This is a genomic window from Sphaerospermopsis aphanizomenoides BCCUSP55, from assembly GCF_001586785.1.
GTDB lineage: Bacteria > Cyanobacteriota > Cyanobacteriia > Cyanobacteriales > Nostocaceae > Sphaerospermopsis_A > Sphaerospermopsis_A aphanizomenoides_A.
Genome location: NZ_LUFH02000013.1, coordinates 27883 through 42461, shown reverse-complemented (window position 1 = coordinate 42461; position 14579 = coordinate 27883). Strand labels below are relative to the sequence as shown.

The 14579-nt window shown below is 35.1% G+C and carries 17 protein-coding genes; 4 read left to right on the top strand and 13 right to left on the bottom strand.

Annotated elements, in window-relative coordinates:
* Positions 1-200: 200 nt before the first annotated feature.
* The 3 genes from A0J48_RS05160 (at position 201) to A0J48_RS27570 (ending at position 1352) form a co-directional block, all read left to right on the top strand.
* Complete coding sequence (locus A0J48_RS05160) at positions 201-452, top strand: hypothetical protein (protein ID WP_200320977.1); 252 nt, start codon at positions 201-203, stop codon at positions 450-452.
* Positions 391-642 carry a PIN domain-containing protein gene (locus tag A0J48_RS26750; protein WP_234300728.1) on the top strand — a complete coding sequence of 84 codons (252 nt, stop codon included), beginning with the start codon at positions 391-393 and terminating at the stop codon, positions 640-642. The genes A0J48_RS05160 and A0J48_RS26750 overlap by 62 nt, the downstream gene beginning before the upstream one ends.
* Positions 643-1064: 422 nt before the next feature.
* Complete coding sequence (locus A0J48_RS27570) at positions 1065-1352, top strand: DUF6636 domain-containing protein (RefSeq protein WP_325078516.1); 288 nt, start codon at positions 1065-1067, stop codon at positions 1350-1352.
* A 59-nt stretch (positions 1353-1411) separates the two neighbouring features.
* Here the strand turns inward: A0J48_RS27570 and cas6 are convergent, their stop codons facing one another.
* Positions 1412-2554: a CRISPR-associated endoribonuclease Cas6 gene (cas6, locus tag A0J48_RS05150; RefSeq protein WP_200320976.1), complete on the bottom strand. Its 1143-nt coding sequence runs from the start codon at positions 2552-2554 to the stop codon at positions 1412-1414.
* A gap of 585 nt (positions 2555-3139) precedes the next feature.
* Between cas6 and A0J48_RS05145 the strand changes: the two genes are divergently transcribed.
* Entirely contained in the window at positions 3140-3412 is a 273-nt protein-coding gene (locus tag A0J48_RS05145; RefSeq protein WP_325078510.1) for a hypothetical protein, read from the top strand.
* Positions 3413-3581: 169 nt separating this feature from the next.
* Here the strand turns inward: A0J48_RS05145 and A0J48_RS05140 are convergent, their stop codons facing one another.
* From A0J48_RS05140 to cas10, 12 genes are all read right to left on the bottom strand, one after another.
* Positions 3582-3899, bottom strand: coding sequence for a transcriptional regulator (locus tag A0J48_RS05140; protein WP_200320974.1), 318 nt, complete (start codon positions 3897-3899; stop codon positions 3582-3584).
* A gap of 253 nt (positions 3900-4152) precedes the next feature.
* Positions 4153-4617, bottom strand: a complete 465-nt coding sequence (locus A0J48_RS05135) for a type II toxin-antitoxin system RelE/ParE family toxin (RefSeq protein WP_200320972.1) — start codon at positions 4615-4617, stop codon at positions 4153-4155.
* Between the two features lie 91 nt (positions 4618-4708).
* Positions 4709-5329, bottom strand: a complete 621-nt coding sequence (locus A0J48_RS05130; RefSeq protein WP_200320970.1) for a hypothetical protein — start codon at positions 5327-5329, stop codon at positions 4709-4711.
* A gap of 2 nt (positions 5330-5331) precedes the next feature.
* Positions 5332-6366, bottom strand: coding sequence for an RAMP superfamily CRISPR-associated protein (locus tag A0J48_RS05125; RefSeq protein WP_200320968.1), 1035 nt, complete (start codon positions 6364-6366; stop codon positions 5332-5334).
* A 3-nt stretch (positions 6367-6369) separates the two neighbouring features.
* Entirely contained in the window at positions 6370-6825 is a 456-nt protein-coding gene (locus tag A0J48_RS05120; RefSeq protein WP_200320966.1) for a hypothetical protein, read from the bottom strand.
* Positions 6822-7766, bottom strand: coding sequence for an RAMP superfamily CRISPR-associated protein (locus A0J48_RS05115; protein ID WP_200320964.1), 945 nt, complete (start codon positions 7764-7766; stop codon positions 6822-6824). The genes A0J48_RS05120 and A0J48_RS05115 overlap by 4 nt, the downstream gene beginning before the upstream one ends.
* 140 nt (positions 7767-7906) lie before the next feature.
* Positions 7907-8770, bottom strand: coding sequence for a type III CRISPR-associated RAMP protein Csx7 (gene csx7 / locus A0J48_RS05110; RefSeq protein ID WP_200320962.1), 864 nt, complete (start codon positions 8768-8770; stop codon positions 7907-7909).
* Between the two features lie 3 nt (positions 8771-8773).
* Positions 8774-9889, bottom strand: a complete 1116-nt coding sequence (locus A0J48_RS05105) for a putative CRISPR-associated protein (RefSeq protein ID WP_200320960.1) — start codon at positions 9887-9889, stop codon at positions 8774-8776.
* Positions 9890-9926: 37 nt separating this feature from the next.
* Entirely contained in the window at positions 9927-10337 is a 411-nt protein-coding gene (locus tag A0J48_RS05100) for a hypothetical protein (RefSeq protein ID WP_200320958.1), read from the bottom strand.
* A complete protein-coding gene (csx10, locus tag A0J48_RS05095) occupies positions 10334-11557 on the bottom strand; it encodes a type III-D CRISPR-associated RAMP protein Csx10 (protein WP_200320956.1) in 1224 nt (407 codons plus the stop codon). Before csx10 ends, A0J48_RS05100 begins: the two co-directional genes overlap by 4 nt.
* Complete coding sequence (locus A0J48_RS05090; RefSeq protein ID WP_200320954.1) at positions 11557-12267, bottom strand: RAMP superfamily CRISPR-associated protein; 711 nt, start codon at positions 12265-12267, stop codon at positions 11557-11559. Before A0J48_RS05090 ends, csx10 begins: the two co-directional genes overlap by 1 nt.
* Entirely contained in the window at positions 12264-14573 is a 2310-nt protein-coding gene (gene cas10, locus A0J48_RS05085) for a type III-B CRISPR-associated protein Cas10/Cmr2 (protein ID WP_200320952.1), read from the bottom strand. The genes A0J48_RS05090 and cas10 overlap by 4 nt, the downstream gene beginning before the upstream one ends.
* Positions 14574-14579 lie beyond the last annotated feature (6 nt).

Genomic DNA, 14579 nt, shown 5'->3' with positions numbered 1-14579 from the left:
GATAGAAAACGCAGATAAACGCAGATAAACGCAGATTTTGTCAGAATCAGGATATCCAGGATTTAAGGATTTACAGGATGTTTTTGATTCTTGAAAATGGCAATTTTTTTTAATGTAATGATAGATAATATCTTGTGATTGTAATTTTTATAATTACATGATATAATTATTGTAACACTAGCATAACATAAACTAACAATATGAAAAAGCTGGAAATAGAAATAGATGCTGGTACAGAATCACAGTTATTTTGGTTATCAAAGCTATATAACTGTACTCCTCAAGAATTATTTATCAAAGCTATTCAACAAATGGCAAAATCAGAAATAGATAATTATCCATTGTTAGGAGGTTGGGAAAATGAAGCAGAAATGGTAGATAAAATGCTAGATGATATTATTACCAATAGAGGCAGAAGCAAAAAGAAGGAAGTGGAAAAAAGTCCTGCTTGATACAGATATTTTTTCGGAAATTCGTAAAGGTATTAACCCTGTTGTTTTCAATAGGGCTAAGTTTTATCTTTGGGAATTTGGGTTTTATACTATTTCCATGATTACTGTTACAGAGATTGTTAAAGGTTGGCATAAACTGAAAAGAGAAGATAAAATTGATAAATTTTTAATAGACATTAAAGCAGCATAAATATTAACATTTGATCAAAAAAGTTCAGAATTAAGTGGACGTATTAGTGCAGATTTAGAAAAAATTGGTCAACCCATTGGTCTAGCAGATTCTTTAATTGCTAGTATTGCTATAGCTAATAATCTAGTTTTAGTCACTGGAAATACAGCCCATTATCAACGTATTCAAAAACTTGGTTATGAATTAAATTTAGATAATTGTCGTATATAAAGTCACAAGGTAAGTATTTGTCAGAATCAGGATATCAAGGATTTGAGGATTTTCAGGATGTAATAAAATAAAAATGGGTTTATTAAACATATTAAGTTTTTAAAAACTGATTTAGCGATGTTTTCAAGTAATTAAGAAAATTCATTAATTCCAACGCCAATCTATACAACTCGTCTCAAATAAAATTAATCTCCTGATGTTTACGTTGTGAAATTGTTAGTTCACTCAAACCTAAACCCCCTCAACCTTACTCTGGATATTGTGAATTTGACTGGGGACGTGGTTTTCTATTACCTGCGACGAGTAAACCGGAAATTCTGTGCATTAGTGATACTATCGCTGACCCGAATAAATCTGTTCTAGCCTATGGTCAAACTTGGAATCATGGCGGGTTTAAGTGCGTTTCCCAAAAAATTGGATTAACTTGCACTAATACTAATGATATTGGTTTCTTCCTCAGTCGGGAAAAATGGCGAGTATTGGGGATCTCACAACGTTAATTTTGTGAAAATAAAGCTGTTTGATCAAGCGATCGCTTTTTGCTCAACACCGGCATATATTAGGAACTGGAAACAGTATCTTTAAGTGCCTTCCGAGCTAATTTTACATAAGTTTTAACGGTGGCATAGGGCATTTCCAAATCTTGGGCTATGGTCTGCAATGATTCTCCCATTTCTCGCCGTGCTAAAATCGTTGCCCAGGTGGAAGCAATTTTGTCAGTGCGATCGCCCCCTGTACGTTTGCGTTGGGCTGTAAAGATTGCTGTTAATTCATCTATGCGTTCTCCTAGTAAATTTGTTAATACTTCAGAATGTGTAGTTGGTTCTGGTTCTACCCAGTCTAAACGGGTTTGTCCTAGTCCAAAGGTGGTTTTGTGACCTGTGCCACAGTAGGGAGAAAGTCGGACTAAAGCATAAAACAACTGGGTAAATTCAGTGTTAGCTAACGCAGATTTACTCAACCCACAGGAAATTGCCCCAGTGAAACCAGTCACAGAACCCCGTTTTCCCGCTGCTACTTTTACCGACTCCAAGCGGTGCTGGTGAATGATGACATTTTCATCTATCCATTCCAGAAAAGCATCTTGTTCTACAGGCATTCCCGAAAAATCATTCCAGCGTCGGAGGTAGCTGTGAAAAAGATTAATAGGAACGGGAAGGGGGAAATGATGACCTTTGCGACGAAAGCTGGTAGGTGAAACAAAACTCAGACTCACATCAGAATATTTATTTATAGGTGCGTTTAGCAGTTTGTAGGTAGTCGGTGCATGGGCAATACGCACCTGTTTTATCTGCAATGGTGCATCTCTTAATTGTAGTTGAGGGGGCAATTGGGTTAACCATTGACTAAAAAACTGAACTACTGGTTGGGAAATAGCGTTGACGTGCCAACGGTAAGTTTGGTTTGCTTGTAGTTGCAGTTGTTTACCAGTGGGAAGCAATTGACCTTCGAGGGCGGAAATATTGAAGGGTTTTTCTGATTCGCCATCATGCAGATATGCAGAAAGTTCGGGGTTATATTGCCGTACTTGGTCGAGAAACCAAGCGTGAAGTCCAATGCTGTATTGAGAATAAAGGGAAGCGGTACTGGTTGCTTCTAGGTCAAAAACTAAACCAACTAATTCTGTATCATCTGCCCAAGATAGAGGGGTGTTTCCTTGGGGTTGAGTTTTGCGTTTGCTGGATGTAGCTGTTCTTGGCATTGTCTGATGCACTTGTCGGTGATGTTGAATATTTTACTCGATTTCCGTCCCCTTGTGGGGATTACAGGAGCTATCAGCTATGAGGAGTCAGCCTAAAGGGACTTCCAAATAAAAAAATATCCACTCGTTGAGTAAGCAGGGGACGCAGGGGACGCAGGGGAGGAAAAATTTTTCGCTCTCAAAATTGGATAATTTAATTTCTGGAAGTCCTAAAACTCTCTTGCTGCAAGCCCTAATTAAAGTTTGTACCTCATTCACTTTCAATATTCTCTATTTTACGAATCTGCCTTAGTCTATAGATATTTTATAACTTTTGTTAGAGGAATAACTAGCTTTTTATTTCTAATTTTGAATTGTGCTAGTGGCAGCTAAATTGGTGATCAAACCAATATGATTGACTGAATCATCTCTAATGCATATGATTATCTAACCAATCAAGCTTTACTAAGTAGTAATTTATTTACATTGAACTGATGGAGTATAATGATGGCAATTTTATTTACTAAATTACTAAATTCTATTAAGTTTATATGTCAAAAATGGGAATTTTAGCGTGTTTTGGCTATTTTCTTAGTTGATTTTGCAGTGTTCGCAACAAGCTTAGATTCTAGTATTGAATCTGGAAGTAGTAGCGACTCTGTCACCAGAAGATTGGACAGAGTTGTACATAAAGATGATGCTGATAGACCTAAAACTACAGGAGAATGGCATCAAGAAGCACGTGAAACAGAAAATGCTCCTGGTGAAAGAGCTAAAAGAATTACAAAACAATCTGGTGAAGCTTTAAAACAATGGGGTTCTGTGTACCCAGACACAGCTAAGAGAAGTGCTGAAGAACTCCAAGATAGTAATGATTGATTAAAATTGGCAAGGTTTTATACTGATATCTTGCATTATTTTCAATAACCGTAGAGTGGGCATTGTAAATAACTTAAAAATCAGGCTTTTTCGTACATAAAACAATGCCCATACTAGATAATTTAAATTATTAATTAAGCTGCAAAAACTTGATCAACTGTAATAATGCTTACTCGAATTGAGCAAGAGTAATTTCCTTATTTGGAAAATGAGCTACTATTTTGAGATTCCCTCCTAATTCTTTGATATAACGAGAAAGAGTGGAAATTTGAATGTCTTCTTGGTTTTCTAATTGGTTTTCTAACTCACAAGTAATTGACGAAAAATCCTTAAATTGTGCTTCTATTTCAGCTTCCGTTAACCCTAAAGACTGTTGTAGTTCTAGAAGATTAATATGCAGTAGCATAATTTGAGCAATAGTTTTACTTTTTGCTCTGCGCTCTGGTGTCATTTTCTTGCTTAATTCGCTGAAAGGTTTTGTTTTCATAGTAAATTAATACTCCATTTTTTTTTGACACTAATTTAACCAATTATTTTTTAATTTTAATCCCCTTGCGGGGAAGAGAGATGGGAGACGAATAATTAGTCTAATCATCCAGCATCTCACGGATCAGAGTTTCCGTCCCCTTGCGAGGAAGCTTAAGATATTAATTAAACTCTGACAAGCATCATTATTTTATCATCTATCTTGAGTTAAAAAGCTGTAGAGATTATAAAATCATCCCTACAGCTTCAAAAGTTTAGTGATAATCTTCAATCTTGATTATCACCAGATACTTAACACCTCCTATTGTCTTAAATTGTGTTATTAACCTCTGGTTAGCTGTAAGCCACAAAGCATACTCTTGCTTACAATTCCGTTCCAGCTTATGAAATTTTAGATTTTTAAAGCTAGGTGATTTTTGATCACTGGAATTACCTGAGATCATCCGCAGAACTTTAAAAAAAGCCCTTACAACTGCTTTTGGATACCTCCTGGCTTCTTTCTTGCTTTTGTAGAGGAGTTCCAAATCCTTAGACAACTTGAAAGGTATACCTTCCAGACAAAAATCTAAAGACTTAGCAGCAGTTTCAGTTTGCTGAGAACTGTAAACAAACTTGTAGCGAGAGCCACTAGAACGTTTTTTACTTTTGCGAGAGCGAGATACCGACGATGCAGGGTGGTTAGAATAATTAGAATTAGTCTGGTTATCCACTTGCTTCATATTTGCGTCCTTTCATAGTTGTTAATACTCCTTGCCAAGTTATAGGGAACTGTATTTCTCATACTATCACGGATTTTTTCTAGATGACAAGTCACTCAATACACTTCACACTCTTAATACTTCCATCCTCTTTCAAAGCAGCAATTTTAACCTTCACTATCTGTCCTTCCTGTAGTAAACTTGCCTTTTTTGGTTCTTTCTCAGTCAGCTTAATGACTTCCAATATCTCATAACTGACCTTATTCCCACTAATTTTAGTAACTTTCGCTTCTATGACATCCCCTTCTTTAAACTCCTGAGATTCCGTCACTTTAGCAATTTCCGCTTGACGTGCTGACTCGACAACTGGTGCTGCGGGTGTGGTAATTTCCCCAATGGGAACACCTGCTTCTTTGTAATATCGCATCAAGCGAGATACCCAACCTAAAATTTGCAGAATAGTTTGAGCATCACTGTTAGGTTTAAAATACTGACTACAGGTAATTTCTATATTGTGATAATATCCAAAAGTTTTACCACTGTGTCCAATTTGTTTACCGTCTCTAACTAAGGTTTTGAGGTAGGTTAAAAATCTAGATGTAGCATCAGATTTATCAATTATTGTCCGCAGATATGCAACGGTTTTACCTACTTCGTTGACATCTGTATCTTGTTGGACTAAAGTTTGTGCGATCGCATGGGCAATTTCCCATTGATTATCTGTTAAACTCATAATTAATACATTCCTGTTGGTGGTTGTCTGTCACTGGGATAACGTAAAATAGCCGCTAGTTGATCTAATTGTTCTTTAGCGATTAATTTTGAATGTGCAGCTTGAATTTGTTTTTGAATAAATTGGTCTAATTTTGCTCCTGTTAATTCGTCATCTTCGCTAATTTCATAAGCTAAATAACGCTGTTTTAAATTTTGCGGTTGATTGATTTTATCTACATTGACTGTCATTGTTCCCATTCCAATAGGTTTACCACCACCTACTTTTAAAGCTATGGGATATTTTTTGTCTTGTCCTAAAGTAATTAATAATGTTCCTAATTCTTCGGGAAGTAAATTTTTAAACTGTATTTCTGTTGTAAAAGTATATTCTCTTCCCGCTTGTTGTACAGAAATTCCTTCTTTTTGTCCTTTATCAATAGCTTTGGAGGTATTAAAATAAAACTTCCGTCCAGCTACTTTACCATTAACAAAGTATTCATCCCGTTGATCTGGACGTGGACGGTGCAAGGAAGGCATAAATCCCGTAGAAAATCCTATATTTTCACAGTTAGCATCATTAAATTCTATCAAACCTTGCCAATCTAATGCACCAAATACCCGACTAGCTGGACAAAGTTGTTCTTTTTTTCGACAAGGTAAACGTTCTTGAGGAATTTTATCTTTATATCGAGAAGTGACAACTGGTAATGTACTATTAGTAATTGCTTCATAAACAGAACGAATACAACCTTTTAAAGAACTACCTTGAATTGATAATTTGCTATTAACTCCCTGCATCATTGTTTTAATTAGGGAAATTTTACTACCAATATCGCTACCCAAAACTACTGCACCTGTGGAAACATGAAGGGATGTTTGCACTTTCAAAGTTAGGTAAATTGTCCCATGTAAACGATTAGCATCATATTTATGATGTCCATAAGGACGCTGTAAGTTAGGTCTTTCTTTGGGAAAGGAAACAAAATCATAAGGTTTGGAATTTTCCAACTGAGTTGCACTTTTAGGAGTTGGTATTTTTGGTGGTTGGTAAGTCATAATTTATTTCTCAACTGTGAGCGATATAAAATGTACAGTTGCGGTTATTTTATCTAGAAAATATCGCTGTTTGATATGTAGGTTGTCGGGATAGTCAAAACCTTTAGGAAAGCGAGTTTCTGTAGACTGATAAAAATGAGCTTTTCTTTCTTCTATTTGCCAATCTTGACCTAATTGTTGAAAGTTATCATGATTTTCACCAGTAGTTAAAAGCAGAACTTCGTAAGTATTATTTCGTTTGTGTTTCCATCTTAGTTCAAATTCATGATTAAATATCTGCCCTTCCAACATGGGAAATTTATCTTCTGTAATTGGCTTTTTTTTAAGCGTCTGAATTCCGCTTACTTCATGAGTACAACGTAGAAAATAATGGGTATTGTCTGTTTTCAATTCATTGATTACTATCAACAGTTCAGGAACTGATAAAGGCTTTTCTTTATAACCTACAAAAGTATTCATTTTGTACCTACTAATAATTTACTCCAAGACCTAACACCGCGTTCAAATAAATCGTTAACTCTACCTTCTGTCCAAGTCAATTCAACACCAAAACCTAAAGCCATTTCTTGAGCAGCAACAGGTGTATCTTGACTATCTTGTGGTGAAAAACTGTATAATTTCGCGTCATCTTCTGTTAAAAATTCACCTACACCTAATAGAAAAGTATTGCGCCATTTTTTATTATTACCAAAGGCACAAATTTCCTGTTTATCTGCTGATAAAATACAACCAGGATACTGCACGACAGCTTTATTTAACTTGACTTCTACAGTACCCAAACCGCGAGATTTCGCAAAACCTAAACCAAACCAACCATCATTTAAATCTCGCAATACTAAACCAATTAAACCTAACTGTGCCAGGGTGAAGTTTTTTAAATGTAATTTGGTTTTAAATTCTCCCGCAGTGCAGACTTGATAATTAAATGGACCAACAGCAACAGAACCAAATACTCTGTCAATAGCTACACCGTTTCTTTCTTCTGTTTTTAATGGTTTTGAATTATCTGGATAAGCATCTTCTATTCTCAGACGACTAGCAATAGAAGTATTGCCAAATATTTGGTCGGTAAAAGAAGAAAGTTGATAAATTTCACTAGATGATTTATTTTTCAAATAATCATATTTATCATTTAATGGATCATTAGCCCAAGGTAGCTTTTTACTGTTAGGTTTTTCTTCTCCTACAGTTCTGACAATACGTTCTGCATGGGCGCGAATTGCACCTTTTAAACTGCTTCCAGGTAAGTATATGGTACGTCCACCAGGATGATAGGTTTCGACAAATTCCATATCTGGTTTTGTGGGATCTGCACCTTCTTTTCCAGATTTTATAAGAATGGGACCATCGGGTATGATGGTTAAATCTATGGTGCAGTGATTGACAAATTTTTTGTGCATAATGAATGTTAGTGTAAGTTATAGCCCACCTCAGAATGAATTCTGAGGCTAATAAAAGAAGTCGTCTCAAGACGACTATTGTCTCTAGATTTAGTCCGTTTTAACGGACTTTTGCTATTAGCCTGGAACTATGGCTTACGCTACGCTACGCTATCAGTTCTGGGCGGGTTATGTATATGATCTCGTAAATGATTTATAAAAGAATTAGTCCATTTTTTCTTGTTTTCTTTTAATTGTTGTTCACTGCATAAATAATGATTTTTATCTCCTTGAACTAACCTTTGTAAGTAATTTAATAATTCTTCGGGTTTATTCTCTGGATAATCAAACCACCACATCTCACCAATATCTAGTTTAACAACTCCTAAACCGCGAGAACGTCCACCACCAAGGGGAATTTGTTCTGTTTCAAATTGGTGTAACCCAATCATTAATAATCCTAGTTCCCAATCTTCTGCATTTTCAACTACTGCGCGAAATTCAAATTCTGTACTAGCTGGTACTACTTGAAAGTCGTAGAGTTTACCATCTGCTGCGGTTTCTGTGTCTCTATCTATTGATACTCCGTCACGTTCTTGATATTGTCCAAACCATGTATCAGGTACTACGGTTAAGTCGCGGACTTGGAATTTACTTGCTATCCAGGGTGAACCAAATAGACGAGAGATTAAATCTGTCATTTCTAACAAACTTTCTGTTAATTGTAAGTCATTATCTTTGAATTTTTCTTTTAACTCTTTAAGCTCGTTGTTTCTATTTGCAGTTGTAAAATCTGCGGGATCTTCTGCAAATTTAGAATCAATTCCTCTGAGGAAACTTTCAAGACGGGATCTTAATGCACCTTTAAAGCTTGAACCTGGTATTAATGGTTGTCCTAATGCGTCTTTGATGACGGGTAAATCTGTTCCTATGGGTTCGGTGGAACGTCCTTGACTAATGCGTAATGCGGTGATTGTTGTTAGTTTTCCGGTAATTTCTAGGCGGTTTTTGAATGTGTCGAACATAAATTAATTATTCTCCGCAAATTTTTTTTGTAGGTATATGGCTATAGTATTTGTCTCTGCTTTATTTCTTCCTGTTGTTTCAATACATATACCTAATCCTGTATCTGTCCAAGTTAATACGAATTCTACTATTCCATTATCTGTTGTACGTCGAATTGGGTTACTACGTTTGGGATTAAAAGGCAGAGAATTGATTACTTTCTTCACATAAGGAGATTGACATACTCTCTCAGAAAATGCCTGAATTATATCCTTACCATGATCATCTCTTAAGTTAATAATTTTACGACTTGGTTCAGTATCGTCTTGAGGAATGAGAGAAAGAATAGTATTTTCTTGTTTAGCAAATTGTAATCGAGAACGTTCATTAAACAAAACACCCATTGCTGAAAGACTAACTACATTGGTTTCTCCTTCAGTTTCTTTATCAATAAGTGAATATAAGTATTCACTATCTAGATTACCTTCTAGTTTTGATTCTTCTATAATTTGTTCGTCCTCAAGTTGTGCAAACAAAAGATAATTATTCAACCAAAATGCTAAATCTAAGGCTACTGGTTGTGGTGGTAACTCAATCACTTCTGAAAATTTCTCAAATAAATAGTAAACAGGAATTTCTAATGCTTGTCCAATCATTCCAGCAAATGATATCTGTGCTTTATAACCACCAGTTGCATTAATGGCTATTGTTTCTGGAGTAAATTTTCTTACTTCTGTGCTAATTTCTTTGACTAAATTTTTTAACCCCTGTTGTTTAAAAGCCTTAACATCATTATCACGTAAACCTTCAAGTATGCGATAATCAACTTCATCAAACTTTAAAGAATTTTTTTTATTGCTATAGTATAGCTTTAACACTTGACCTGTATTCTTACCCTCTTCGGTATCTGAAACTAAAAAAATCAAGCGTATTCTGGATGTCAGGAGATTTTTACTGCAAATACTGGTAATAGAATTTATTTCTGCACCGCAAACCCGCGCTGTATTTTCTTGTTCAATTAATAACAATGCTAATTGATTCCAATTTTTATCTTCAAATGCTTTTTTTATTGATTCCTCAGAATTTCTGATATTGCCAAATAGACTTGTTCCAACAGTGCAAATTAGTGTGTTTCTCATTTCTGTTTTTACCTTCAATTTACGAAAAATATTTTACTTAAGCAGCATTTCCGTCACGCTTAAACTTCAAATGACGTGCGCCATATCCCAAATAACGGCGAATTAGTTCTAACCAAATAGGTTTAAAATCAGCATCGCAACATTCACCAATTATTTGAGCGGATTTCTTGATATTATTATCAATATCTTCAATGATTTTCTCAGCTAAAGAACCTTTACCTCGTCCCCATTTTTTATCACGTCCAACTTGATAACAGATAAAGTTCTTAATTACTTCTGCACTATCTGTAGTGTCAGCGACACGGAGTAAGTTACGAAATTGAGATTCTTCTAAGTCTCCATAACTTGTTTTATCCAAGGCGCTTTTAATCCAGATAACGAGATCATCCTCAGCTAAACGTATACCTTTTTGAATTTGTAACTGTTGTTGAGTTGATAATTCAATCATACTGCTTCCTCTCTTAACACTAAATGAAACTCATTGCAGATTTGCACCTGTCCAAAACCTTCGGAAGTGCGATCGCCTATTCCATACATTTCCAAATCTTCCCAAGCTTGTAACCACGAGTCTTTATTGTCTGTACTAAATAAATACACACCTCCTCTATTTGTCACTAACTCCACATCTTTCATCAAACCCCAAGCAGCATTCCAACCAGAACGATAGTCATAGCTACTATAAGCAGTGTGAAGTTGCAAAGATGAATCCTTCACCCCTGTAAACTGTTTTAGCATTGTTTCGGAAATTACTGTTGTGCGTTGCCAATTTTCTGTTAAAATTGCATCCGATTGTAAATCAATGGTGAAATAAATACGATTTGCGGGTAAGTCGGAAACTGTACCAAAAATATTACTCCATTCATCCCAACGTTTACGCAATTTTTGATTAAATTGATCTATTTGATAATTGACTTTTGATTCAATCTCTTGAGGTGGTTTGGCTGTCATCTTTATCTTTCCTAAACCACGTGAACTTGCACCTCCTAAACGGAAACTATCTTGATGATTATGAATAAATGTTTGCAGAGTATTAGCTAAATCATCAGGTGCTAAAATTTTGCTTGTGTATATGACAGCTTCCTTTTTCTGTTCTTTTGATTCATTTAATACTTCAATACTATAAAGTACCCTTTCTTCAGAAGTAGCACGTCTTCGGTTTATTCCTACTCTAGTTAATAGACGAGTTTTAGCAGAGTTCTTAGAATATTTACTGCTTTTTCGACTATAAAAACCAGGAAAATTATCTACTCTATCTCCTTCTACTTCATTACCCTCTCTCGGACTATTAAAATCATACACTTGACCATAATTTTCTGCACAAAAGCGGTCTATTAAAGTGTCAAAAACACCATCCCCTTTGGTTTTAAATCCAGGTTTTATTTTAGAACTTAACGCAGTTGTAGGTATGACTATAACTTCGGATTTAATTTTAGCATCTTCTGGATAAGCATTTTGGAAAATTGCCGGATTTCCACCCAAAAACAATTTATAAAAATCATCATCTGGTTCAATTTCTTGATTTGTTTGTTTCAATATCTGACTAGCAACTGCACCACGAATTACAGAACCAGGAATACAATCTTCAACTTCACTAATATTACCTCCTGGTTTCTTGTGTCCAATTGCTAAAGGTGATAAAGCCTTAATTTCTAACTCAATTTTTTTCATTATTCTCTACTTCCTTTAGCTAAAAATTCCCATGCTGCTTGTTCTACAGATAAATCTGGTAATTCCCAAGTTAACCAACCTAAACCGGCTGATTTACTTCCACCTAAAGCGTTAATATGTTTCAATCCGGCTAAAATTAATGGTGCTGTATAAGGAGGTGCATTTAATAGGTGAATATCACCTTTAAACCTCAGTTTTGTATTTGCTGGTGATGTTTCTAAAAAGTAAAGTTTGCTTTCTTCTGAAGTGCGACGACGACGGTTGATAGTTACACCAGGACGGATAATTTCTGGTAAGTTATCAGGATCTTCTTCACAAATTAAATCATCTACTATGATGCGGGAAGGTAAAACTGGATTTCCAAAGATTTGACAAATTAAACAATGATGGTTTTTGTCATCTTCTGATATTTTATACTCTTCTCTTTCAAAATTACCATCTAATCCCGCTCTTTGGGGACACATTGTTTGCGGGTTGGGAGAATAGCAAATATCCCATTTTAAACCTCTGGCTATTTTCTCACATTCATGGCGTAAACGTCCTTTTAATTGTGAACCAGGAATGAGTAAATTTCCTTCTGCGTTGCGAACTATGGGTTTATCTGCGAGTGAACCGGAAGAACCACCAGCACCTATACATAATGCTGTGTCAATGATAGCGGTAATGGTTTTAGTTTCGGTTGAGTTAGTTATTTGTTCTAATTTAATCATGACTCAACCCCCGCTGTTAAATTTTCTGATTTATCTGATTCTTCACTTTCTGGTTCTTCTACAAATTCATAAATATCAACAATATCGCGCCAAATTGTTTCGTAGATTTTTTCCTCTGCATCATACATCCAAGGTGCTAAGTTACCATTATTATTTTCATCTTTGGGTAAACACCAAACTTCTTCAAAATCTCTTTTTAATTCAGCTTTACCTTGTTTAAGTCTGACTCGGAAATAACGATAGTTAAGGATAGCTGTGTGTTTACCTCGTTCTAATAAACTACGAATTTGATAAAGTTGTGATTTGGGGAACTTGGCTTTTTTCAATGCTGCAATGGATTTTAATAATCCTCCTATTTCATGTAATGTATAGGGTGCTGCATAAAGTCTTAATTTAGGAGAAGTTTCGATAATTAACGCTTCACTACGGAAGTCTTTAACATTAGATGCAATCATGCTAACTGATTTTAGAGTTAGAAAGTCTATTGTTCCACCGTGATATTCTACTTTCTTTAATTTCTTGGCCTTTTCTTTGGCGGATTTTAGTAATTGTTCTGTTAAATCTTTGGCGTAGTAAATTGGTGTGTTAACAGCAGTAATTAAAACTCCTATGGATGTACTCAATTTACATTCTGAGTTTTTAGCTGTTTGTGGTTGATAACGGTGAATTTTTCTCTTATCTACAGGTTTATTTGCTTCAATTCTATAATCTGTTATTTCATCTGATCTGTCAATCATTATTTCTTCAAATTTCTCTCCTATCATTTGAGAAATTTCTAAGGCTTTGTTAGCAGGAACAATGATGAAAATGTCGTCACCACCGATGGTAATGATTTCAAATGGATGCACTAAATCTCCACTTTTAAATCTATGATCTTCATCATTATTGTAATTCTTCAAAACATGAGGATGTAAGTTTTCTGCTATTGCGTGAAAAACAGCCTTTTCTGTAGCTTTACTTACGTCTGCACTAAATTTTTGATATTTCTGAGGAGTGCGAATTTTTTGGATATATCCACCCATGTTATTACCATCTGCGTAAATATAGGCTACAAAGCCATTACTAGCATTGGATACATGAGTTAATGTTTTAGGAATTTCTACATCTTTAGGTTTGATATTTCCATAATATTTGGTTTTTAAATAGTCATGCTTTTCTAAAAATCTATCAAATCTTTTTACCCAACTTTCAAATATACCTCTACGCCATTCTAATTTAGAATCAATATACCATGTTGGTTCTTCTGTATCTCCATCTTTGGTTCTATCACCAACAAGATATTTTCTAACTGATGCTTCCGAAAAATAGGTTTCTCTTGGTAATTCACCTTCACCTACTCTCATAATAGTAGAACGTCGATCACTTCCATCTCTAACTAAATAAGGATGGGTTTCAAACATGACTGGATATCGACGGTTGGTATGTCGTCCGGGAATATCATTACCGCTACGTCGTTGATTAAATAAAATGGCTAGTTTGGTGGTGATTTCATTAAAGCTTTTGCGGTTTTGAAATACTTCTAAACGTTCATTTTCATTTTTAGGAAATCCGAAATAAGCTTGAACAATTGGTTTTTGGTAATTCTTTTGATACCAATCTAACCAAGGTGTATCTTCTATTTTTTCTTTGAGTAATCCAAACCGAATTTCTAATAGTCTAAATGTATCACCAACCGCACAGGAATTAGCTGTTAATGTTTCATGAGTATAACGTTTTTCGATAGCATCAGCTAAGTCATGAACATACGCAGCAGGACAAAAAGCCAGAATGTTTCCACCTGTTGAATAGATGATTAATTGGGGAATGAGAACTTCTGATAAATCGTAGTCTTGATTAAAATTATCGTTTAACCATTTTTTTACATTATTACATTGAATTGTATATAAGTTTTTATCTCTTTCATTAGAGGATGCTGGTTGATAAATTTGATTGAAAAATGCTGGTAAATCAACTAAATTAATTCTATCTAATAAACCAGATGCACCACGCACTTCTTGAATTTTTGCTGATTCAAATACATACTGTTTAACCTTAGTTACACCACCATAAACTAAACCAATTTCCGATTCCCAAAATTGAGGATATTTTTCTGTTAGTTGCTTTAATTCTTCTACAGTATTAGGAAATTTCAACCCGTCTAATTCTTGCGCTTGCTGAACTAACTTATTCACTTCCTCTGGAAATTCTTCATCATTTTTTAAAGCTTCCCGCATTTGCTGGATAACTTCTTTATTCTGCGGTTCCCGTCCATTACCCCAAGCTAAACACCAACTAATTGCGATCGCCACCGAACTCATACCTGTCATAATAAT

Excerpts from the sequence above, each read along its gene's own strand:
- A0J48_RS05160 (WP_200320977.1), top strand. The coding sequence starts at position 201 with ATGAAAAAGCTGGAAATAGAAATAGATGCTGGTACAGAATCACAGTTA.
- A0J48_RS26750 (WP_234300728.1), top strand. The coding sequence starts at position 391 with ATGATATTATTACCAATAGAGGCAGAAGCAAAAAGAAGGAAGTGGAAA.
- cas6 (WP_200320976.1), bottom strand. The coding sequence starts at position 2,554 with ATGCCAAGAACAGCTACATCCAGCAAACGCAAAACTCAACCCCAAGGA.
- A0J48_RS05140 (WP_200320974.1), bottom strand. The coding sequence starts at position 3,899 with ATGAAAACAAAACCTTTCAGCGAATTAAGCAAGAAAATGACACCAGAG.
- A0J48_RS05135 (WP_200320972.1), bottom strand. The coding sequence starts at position 4,617 with ATGAAGCAAGTGGATAACCAGACTAATTCTAATTATTCTAACCACCCT.
- A0J48_RS05130 (WP_200320970.1), bottom strand. The coding sequence starts at position 5,329 with ATGAGTTTAACAGATAATCAATGGGAAATTGCCCATGCGATCGCACAA.
- A0J48_RS05125 (WP_200320968.1), bottom strand. The coding sequence starts at position 6,366 with ATGACTTACCAACCACCAAAAATACCAACTCCTAAAAGTGCAACTCAG.
- A0J48_RS05120 (WP_200320966.1), bottom strand. The coding sequence starts at position 6,825 with ATGAATACTTTTGTAGGTTATAAAGAAAAGCCTTTATCAGTTCCTGAA.
- A0J48_RS05115 (WP_200320964.1), bottom strand. The coding sequence starts at position 7,766 with ATGCACAAAAAATTTGTCAATCACTGCACCATAGATTTAACCATCATA.
- csx7 (WP_200320962.1), bottom strand. The coding sequence starts at position 8,770 with ATGTTCGACACATTCAAAAACCGCCTAGAAATTACCGGAAAACTAACA.
- A0J48_RS05105 (WP_200320960.1), bottom strand. The coding sequence starts at position 9,889 with ATGAGAAACACACTAATTTGCACTGTTGGAACAAGTCTATTTGGCAAT.
- A0J48_RS05100 (WP_200320958.1), bottom strand. The coding sequence starts at position 10,337 with ATGATTGAATTATCAACTCAACAACAGTTACAAATTCAAAAAGGTATA.
- csx10 (WP_200320956.1), bottom strand. The coding sequence starts at position 11,557 with ATGAAAAAAATTGAGTTAGAAATTAAGGCTTTATCACCTTTAGCAATT.
- A0J48_RS05090 (WP_200320954.1), bottom strand. The coding sequence starts at position 12,267 with ATGATTAAATTAGAACAAATAACTAACTCAACCGAAACTAAAACCATT.
- cas10 (WP_200320952.1), bottom strand. The coding sequence starts at position 14,573 with ATGACAGGTATGAGTTCGGTGGCGATCGCAATTAGTTGGTGTTTAGCT.